Here is a 7,490-nt window from a genome sequence, read left to right on the forward strand (position 1 = left end):
GCATGGCCCCACCCTAGGGGGTCGCGATCAGCGAGGACAACAGACGTTGTCGCGGCGGCGGCTACAGTGAGTGCCTGCCGCACGGAGTCCGGAGCGGCCGTGGCGACGAGCAGGACACGGATTCGGCATCGGAAGGGGCGGCGACGTGGTGGAGGAAACGGGCCGGCTTGCGCGGTGGACGACGCGCCGCTGGCTCCGGGTGGGGGTGAGCGCGGCCCTGGCGGTCCTCGCCGTCCTCGGGGCGCTGGGCATATGGTCGCTGGACCGGAACACGACGATCACCCGGCAGCTGGTCGACACCCGCTCCCCGGCACTGGTCAACGCGGTCCGTCTGGAGGCCGCCCTGGTCAACCAGGAGACCGGCGTCCGCGGCTACGGCCTCGCCGGGCAGAAGGACTTCCTCACCCCGTACACCGAGGGCCTGGCGAACGAGAAGACCGCGCTGGAACGGCTCCGCCCCCTGGTCCGCGGCGACCAGCAGGCGAGCGCGGACCTGGCCGAGGTGGAGAACGCCGCGGAGGCCTGGCAGCGGACCATCGCCCGCCCCATCGCCGGCGCCCCCGCCGACGAGGCCGTCCGGCTGGCCACCCAGCGCGCGGACGCGGGCAAGCGGAGCTTCGACGCGCTGCGGAAGGCCACCACCCGCCAGCAGGACCACCTGCGGGACGCCCGCCTGGCGGCCGGGGACCGGCTCAACCGGTCGATCGCGCTGCGCAACTGGGTGTTCGCCGCGGCCGCCGTCCTCATCGTGGTGCTGGCCGCACTCGTCTTCGAGGGCCTGCGGCGCGGCATCACCGATCCGCTGACCCGGCTGAGCGACGACGCCCGGATGGTCGCGCGGGGCGACTTCGAGCATCCCATCACCCCGACCGGTCCCGCCGACCTGCGGCAGCTGGCCGGTGACGTGGAGGCGATGCGGCGGCGCCTGGCGGACGAGCTCGCGTTCGCCGAGCGGGCCCGGCAGTTGCTGGACGAGCAGTCCGCGGAACTCAAGCGCTCCAACGCCGAGCTGGAGCAGTTCGCGTACGTGGCCTCGCACGACCTGCAGGAGCCGCTGCGCAAGGTGTCGAGCTTCACACAGCTGCTGCAGCGCCGTTACGGCGGGCAGCTGGACGACCGGGCCGACCAGTACATCGGCTTCGCCGTCGACGGCGCCAACCGCATGCAGACCCTCATCAACGATCTGCTCGCCTTCTCCCGGGTCGGGCGGATCCACAACGAGCACAGCACCGTCGACCTGGACGCCGTCGTCGACCGCACCCTCGACTCGCTGAGTGTGGCGATCGAGGAGTCCGGCACCGAGATCACCCGGGACCCGCTGCCCACCGTCGTCGGGGACACCACGCAACTCGGCATGCTCTGGCAGAACCTGGTCTCCAACGCCATGAAGTTCCGCCGCCCCGACGTGCCGCCGAGGATCCACCTGGAGGCGGTCCGCGAGGGCGACCTGTGGCACTTCGCCGTCACCGACAACGGGATCGGCATCGACCCGGAGTTCGCCGAGCGGGTCTTCGTGATCTTCCAGCGCCTGCACACCAAGGACGCCTATCCGGGCAACGGCATCGGCCTGGCGATGTGCAAGAAGATCGTGGAGTTCCACGGCGGGACGATCGGCGTGGACCCGGCGCACACTCCGGGCACCCGCATCACGTTCACCCTCCCCGCCCCGGTGCCCGCCGACGCGGACGCCGGTGGGGACAGCACCGGAGAGCCCCGAGCCTGATGACCCCCGCCCCTGGCCCCCCGCCGGAACCGCACTACCGCATCCTGCTCGTGGAGGACGACCCCGGCGACGCGCTGCTGGTCACCGAGCTCCTCGCCGACACCGGCCTGCGGTACGCGCTGACCTGGCACAAGACGCTGGGCGAGGCGCGGTCCGAACTCGCCGCGCAGGCCGCCGACTGCGTGCTGCTCGATCTGCACCTGCCCGACGCCAGCGGGCCCGCGGGCGTCGCGGCGGTGCAGGCCGCCGCACCGGACACCGCGGTCATCGTCCTCACCGGCCTCGCCGAGTCCCAGGCCGGCCCCGGGGCCATGGCGGCGGGCGCCCAGGACTACCTGGTCAAGGGCAAGGTCGAGCCCGAACTGCTGCAGCGCGCCGTGCGCTACGCGGTCCAGCGCAAGCAGGCCGAGCGCGCGGCGGCCGCCCTGCAGGCCGGCGCCCTGCGCGCCGAGGAGAACTCCCGCCTGGAACGCGGGCTGCTCCCCCGGCCCCTGCTGACCACCGAGGCCGTCACGGCCACCAGCCGCTACATCCCCGGCCGCGAACGCGCCCTGCTGGGCGGCGACTTCCTCGACGTCGTACAGACCGGTGACGGGCTGGTGCACGCCGTGATCGGGGACGCCAGCGGTCACGGCCCCGACGCGGCCGCCCTCGGCGTCTGCCTGCGGGTCGCCTGGCGGGCGCTGACCCTCGGCGGCCACCGGGGACGCGACCTGCTGCGCCTGCTGGAACGGATCCTGGTCGCCGAGCGGGCGCAGTCGGACCTCTTCGCCACCTGCACCCTGCTCACGCTCGACCTGTCCGCGAGGACGGCGACGCTGCACCTCGCTGGGCACCATGAACCGCTGCTCACCGCCGACGCGGGCACCGGCCCGGTCGAGGCCGAGCACGGCATCGCGCTGGGCATCATGCCGGACCTGGCGCACTGGCCGCCCACCACGTTCGCCCTGCCCGCCCGCGGGGCGCTCACCCTCTACACCGACGGCCTCGTCGAGGGTCACGCCGACGGCACCGGCGGCTCCGGCGAACGCCTGGGCGCGGACGGGCTGCTGGCCCTGATCGGCCAGGTCTCCCCGGCCGACCCGGGGGCCCACCTGGACCGGGTGATCGCACGGATCCGCGATCTCGACGCCGACCGCCACACCGACGACCTGGCCGTCCTGCGGCTCGACTGGGGAGCGCCGTGACCTCACCACGAACGACGACGACGCTGTGGCGGCCCACCGGACCGGTGGAACTGGACCTGGTCCGGGAGCTCGGCTGGCGTGCCTGGCCGCCCCGGCTGCCCGAACAGCCGATCTTCTACCCGGTGCTCAACGAGGACTACGCGATCCGGATCGCCCGGGACTGGAACGTGAAGCACGACGGGGCCGGTTTCGTCACCCGCTTCGAGGTCGACACGGCGTTCCTGGAGCGCTACCCCGTGCAGCAGGCCGGCGGGCGCACGATCCTGGAGCTGTGGGTGCCGGCCGAGGAACTCGACGAGTTCAACACGCACATCGTCGGAAAGATCCAGGTCGTCCACACGTTCCCCTGAGCACCCGCGGGTGGGGAAGGGTCCTTGCCCGCGGCCCGCGGCCCTGGTCTACTGACCCCCACCGGCGCCTACCGATCAGTAGCTTCCAGGTCGACCCCCGGGCAGGAGAAGCCGTCGTGACCGTCTCGTCCAGCCCCAGCAGTGCCGAGGCCTTCTTCGAGCGGGTGGCCGAGGAGCGCTTCGCCCCCACCGAGTACACCCGGGGGCCCTGGGACGCGCACAGCCAGCACGCCGGACCGCCGGCCGCGCTGCTGGGCCGCGCGGTGCGCGAGCGCCCGGGAGCGCGCGAGGACATGCGGCTGACCCGGATCACCTTCGAGATCCACCGCCCCGTGCCGCTGCTGCCACTCACCGTGGGCACCCGCGTGCTGCGCGAGGGCCGCAGCGTCGAACTGGTGGAGGCGTCGCTCGCAGCGGACGACGGCAAGGAGATCATGCGGGCCAGGGCGCTGCGCATCCGGACCGAGCCGGGCGCGGTGCCCGAGGTGGCACCCGGCTCCTCGGTGCCGGGGCCGCGGGAGTCGCGGACGGTGCCGTTCTTCCCCGTGCCCTGGGACGTCGGCTACCACACGGCGATGGAGTCGCGCTTCGCCGCCGGCTCCTACCTGGAGCCGGGTCCGGCGACCTGCTGGCTGCGCATGCGGGTGCCCCTGGTCGCCGGGGAGAAGACGGCCCCGCTGGACCGGGTGCTGGTGGCGGCGGACTCCGGGAACGGGGTGAGCAATGTGCTGGACTTCTCGGCCCACCTGTTCGTCAACCCCGACCTGACGGTGCACCTGCACCGTCACCCGGTCGGCGAGTGGGTCTGCCTCGACGCCCGCACCGTCGTCGACGGCGCCGGGATCGGCATGGCGGAGGCCGCGCTCCACGACGAGCGGGGGCCGATCGGCCGGGGGGTCCAGAGCCTGTTCGTGGCCCCGCGCGGCTGAGCGCACGGGGGCGGACGGGGCGAGCCGGGCGGCCCGGGTCAGAGCTCGGTCGCGTCCTCGGCGTGCCCCTCGGAGAACTCCCACCACGCGAGCGGGAGCCAGTCACCGTCCACGAAGGCGTCGACCGACGACCCGCGCCCGTTGATCACCACGGACGTGCCCACCGGGTATGTCGTGCCGGACAGCCCGGGCACGGGGACCAGGAGGGTTCCCAAACGCTGCGCCACTGTTCCCACCTTCCTTGGAAAACAAACCAAAACAGCTCAATACCGGGTAAAGATTAGCTGGCTTGTCCCATTCCTCCCACGGGGGCAGCATGAGAAATAGGTCACGCGAGGCGAACGGCCGTGGCCCACTCACCGTCCGTTCCCATCGGGACACGCCGGGAACGCGGCGGCGTTCGCCTCCGGCACGTACGAGAGCACGACACCAACGGAGGTGTCAGGTGAAGGCCGTCGTCTACAAAGCACCGTTCGAAGTAGCAGTGGAGGAAGTCGAAAAACCCCGCATACACCACCCCAACGATGTGATCGTCCGGGTCACGTCCACCGCCATCTGCGGGTCGGACCTGCACATGTACGAGGGACGTACCGCGGCGGAGGCGGGAATCGTCTTCGGGCACGAGAACATGGGGATCATCGAGGAGCTCGGCCAGGGCGTCACGTCCCTGAAGAAGGGCGACCGCGTGGTCATGCCCTTCAACGTCGCCTGCGGATTCTGCAAGAACTGCTCGGCCGGCTTCACCGGATTCTGTCTCACCGTGAATCCGGGCTTCGCAGGCGGAGCCTACGGATATGTCGCCATGGGCCCGTGGCCCGGCGGTCAGGCAGATTACCTGCGGGTGCCGTACGCGGACTTCAATTGTCTGAAGCTGCCGGCCGGCACCGAGCACGAGACGGATTTCGTCCTGCTCGCCGACATCTTCCCGACCGGCTACCACGGCAATGAACTCGCCGATGTCCGGCCCGGCGAGAGCGTCGCGGTGTACGGCGGCGGTCCGGTCGGTCTCATGTCCGCGTACTCGGCCCTCATCCGCGGCGCGTCCAAGGTGTTCGTGGTCGACCGCGTCACCGAACGGCTGCAGAAGGCCGAGGAGATGGGCGCGATCCCGATCAACTTCGCCGAGGGCAACCCGGTGGAGCAGATCAAGGAACACACCAAGGGTGCGGGCACCGACAAGGGCATCGACGCCGTCGGCTACCAGGCCCAGGCGAAGAGCCAGGACCGCGAGGAGCCCGCGGCCGTCCTCAACTCGCTCATCGACACCGTGCGCGCGACCGGGGCGCTCGGCGTCCCGGGCCTGTACGTACCCTCCGACCCCGGCGGCCCCGACGAGCAGGCCAAGAGCGGGCGGCTGCTGGTCGCCATCGGCCGGCTCTTCGAGAAGGCGCTGCGCGTGGGCACCGGGCAGTGCAACGTCAAGCACTACAACCGGCAACTGCGCGACCTCATCATCGAGGGCCGTGCCAAGCCGAGCTTCGTGGTCTCCCACGAACTGCCGCTGTCCGACGCGCCCTCGGCGTACGAGAAGTTCGACAAGCGCATCGAGGGCTACACCAAGGTGGTCCTGCACCCCGACCAGAAGTAGCCGCGGTAACGACCGGCACGGCCGGGGCCGCCGCCCTGTGAAGGGCGGCGGCCCCGGCCGGCTCGGGCATCAGGGAAGTTCGGGACCGGTGGCGTCGATGAGCCCGAACACGGCACCCTGCGGGTCCTGCACGACCGCGAGGCGGCCCGCCGACATGTCGAAGGGCGCGGCGAGCACATTGCCGCCCGCGCGGACGAGGGCGTCCACGGTGCTGTCCGTGTTGTCCACGCTGAAGTACACCAGCCAGTGCGGCGGGGTCTCGGGCGGCAGGTTGTCCAGCCCCTGCGCACCTCCGACGACCCGGCCGTTCACCGTGAGGGAGAAGTAGTCGGAGGCGCCTTCCATCGGCTCCGTCTCCAGTCCCAGGGCCGCGGAGTAGAAGGCCGAGGCGCTCTTGAGGTCGCCGGAGGCGAGCTCGCTCCACACCAGTGATCCGGGCTCGTTGACGACCTGGGCGCCCAGGAACTCGCCGGCCTGCCACAGCCCGAAGACGGCGCCGGTCGGGTCGGCGGCGATCGCCATGCGGCCGAGGCTCATGACGTCCATGCCGGGGGAGAGCACCGTGCCGCCGTGCTTGGTGATCGCCTCCGTCGCGGAGTCGGCGTCGGCCGTGGCGAGGTAGGTGGTCCACGCCGTGGGCGGGGTGGGAGCACCGTCGGGGGCCATGGTCGCCATGATGCCGGCGACGGGCCTGTCCTTGAGCGTGCAGACCGCGTAGCCGCCGGTCTCGGGCGGTCCGACTTCGCCCTGCCAGCCGAAGAGGTCGCGGTAGAAGTCGAGCGCCGCCTGCTGATCGGGGACCATGAGGTCGATCCAGCACGGCGTGCCGGGCGGATACGGGGACGTGGCGTACGGCATGAGGGGCCTCCAGCGCGTCGGGGGTCAACGGTCCCGCCGTTCCCGACATTCTGCGCCCCCCGGCACGCTTCGGGCGTGCGCCCCGCCGGATTCGTCCGCTCCCGGCCGCGGCCCGGCGATGCGGGCGCTCACGTCGAGGCGGCGGTCGGCGACGCCGAGGTGTGCACGCGGACGGCGGTGTCACCGGTGGGCGCGGTGATGTCCGCCGCCACCCGGCTCCCCGCGTCCGTGTCGCGCACGGCGAGGGTCACCTCGGCGCCGGTGGCGGCCGGCGCACGGGCGGTCTCGGCGCCGATGCCCGACGCGGTGCCCGTGACGACGGCACGCCGGCCGGCGAGGTCCGCGTCATGGATCCCCTCCTCGGCGGTGGAGGCCAGGCCGAACGGGGTGGTGATGTCCGGCAGTGGCGGGGACAGGCTGCGGAGGGGTCGCGCGGGGTGGAGGGGCCGGGGGCGGCGGAGGGGTGCGGAGCGCCGGGCGGAAAATCTCACGGGACCCACCTGCAACCTCCGGCGGCCGCGCACGTCTGTGGGAGTGAAGGCGCCTTCGACCCAGCTCTCCACCGGATGATTCGAGGAACGGTATGACCGCACGTCACGCCATCGCGGGCCTGGCCCGCCGGCATCGGGCACGTCTCGTGGTCGGTACGTCCACGGTCGCGGCGGCCCTGGCCCTGGGCGGCGCCGCCATGACCGCGCACGCCGCCACGCCGAAGCCGGCGCCCGCGCCCGCCGCGCAGGCCGACGCGGACGTCCCGGCACCTGCGCCCGCCGCGGCCCCCGCGAAGGGAACGGGCCACGCCGCCCCGGCTCCGGCTCCGGCCCACGCCGCCCCCGCGCCCGCTCCGTGCAGTTC

Annotated in this window: 9 protein-coding genes; 6 read left to right on the forward strand and 3 right to left on the reverse strand. The window is 72.5% G+C overall.

The window, feature by feature from the left end:
* Positions 1 to 145 precede the first annotated feature (145 nt).
* From PV364_RS32025 to PV364_RS32040, 4 genes are all read left to right on the forward strand, one after another.
* The gene (locus PV364_RS32025; protein WP_319664010.1) at positions 146 to 1,723 is read left to right on the forward strand and encodes a sensor histidine kinase; all 1,578 of its coding nucleotides are present in this window, start codon (positions 146 to 148) and stop codon (positions 1,721 to 1,723) included.
* Positions 1,723 to 2,910 carry a SpoIIE family protein phosphatase gene (locus PV364_RS32030; RefSeq protein ID WP_319664011.1) on the forward strand — a complete coding sequence of 396 codons (1,188 nt, stop codon included), beginning with the start codon at positions 1,723 to 1,725 and terminating at the stop codon, positions 2,908 to 2,910. The genes PV364_RS32025 and PV364_RS32030 overlap by 1 nt, the downstream gene beginning before the upstream one ends.
* On the forward strand, positions 2,907 to 3,260 hold the full coding sequence (locus tag PV364_RS32035) for a hypothetical protein (protein WP_319664012.1): 354 nt from the start codon (positions 2,907 to 2,909) through the stop codon (positions 3,258 to 3,260). Before PV364_RS32030 ends, PV364_RS32035 begins: the two co-directional genes overlap by 4 nt.
* A gap of 116 nt (positions 3,261 to 3,376) precedes the next feature.
* Positions 3,377 to 4,189 carry a thioesterase family protein gene (locus PV364_RS32040; protein ID WP_319664013.1) on the forward strand — a complete coding sequence of 271 codons (813 nt, stop codon included), beginning with the start codon at positions 3,377 to 3,379 and terminating at the stop codon, positions 4,187 to 4,189.
* Between the two features lie 38 nt (positions 4,190 to 4,227).
* On the opposite strand, the gene PV364_RS32045 is transcribed toward PV364_RS32040, so the two are convergent.
* Complete coding sequence (locus PV364_RS32045) at positions 4,228 to 4,416, reverse strand: hypothetical protein (RefSeq protein WP_319664014.1); 189 nt, start codon at positions 4,414 to 4,416, stop codon at positions 4,228 to 4,230.
* Positions 4,417 to 4,634: 218 nt separating this feature from the next.
* On the opposite strand from PV364_RS32045, the gene PV364_RS32050 reads away from it, so the two are divergent.
* Positions 4,635 to 5,777: a glutathione-independent formaldehyde dehydrogenase gene (locus PV364_RS32050; RefSeq protein ID WP_319664015.1), complete on the forward strand. Its 1,143-nt coding sequence runs from the start codon at positions 4,635 to 4,637 to the stop codon at positions 5,775 to 5,777.
* Between the two features lie 69 nt (positions 5,778 to 5,846).
* Here PV364_RS32050 and PV364_RS32055 read toward each other — a convergent pair whose 3' ends face one another.
* Positions 5,847 to 6,635 carry a VOC family protein gene (locus tag PV364_RS32055; RefSeq protein WP_319664016.1) on the reverse strand — a complete coding sequence of 263 codons (789 nt, stop codon included), beginning with the start codon at positions 6,633 to 6,635 and terminating at the stop codon, positions 5,847 to 5,849.
* Between the two features lie 128 nt (positions 6,636 to 6,763).
* A complete protein-coding gene (locus tag PV364_RS32060; protein ID WP_415924629.1) occupies positions 6,764 to 7,126 on the reverse strand; it encodes an SDR family NAD(P)-dependent oxidoreductase in 363 nt (120 codons plus the stop codon).
* Positions 7,127 to 7,218: 92 nt separating this feature from the next.
* Here PV364_RS32060 and PV364_RS32065 point away from each other — a divergent pair.
* A partial coding sequence (locus tag PV364_RS32065; protein ID WP_319664017.1) for a hypothetical protein occupies positions 7,219 to 7,490 on the forward strand: 272 nt, incomplete at its 3' end.

It is taken from the genome of Streptomyces sp. MI02-7b, from assembly GCF_033793585.1.
In the GTDB taxonomy this organism is placed as follows: domain Bacteria; phylum Actinomycetota; class Actinomycetes; order Streptomycetales; family Streptomycetaceae; genus Actinacidiphila.

Excerpts from the sequence above, each read along its gene's own strand:
- PV364_RS32030 (WP_319664011.1), top strand. The coding sequence starts at position 1,723 with ATGACCCCCGCCCCTGGCCCCCCGCCGGAACCGCACTACCGCATCCTG.
- PV364_RS32055 (WP_319664016.1), bottom strand. The coding sequence starts at position 6,635 with ATGCCGTACGCCACGTCCCCGTATCCGCCCGGCACGCCGTGCTGGATC.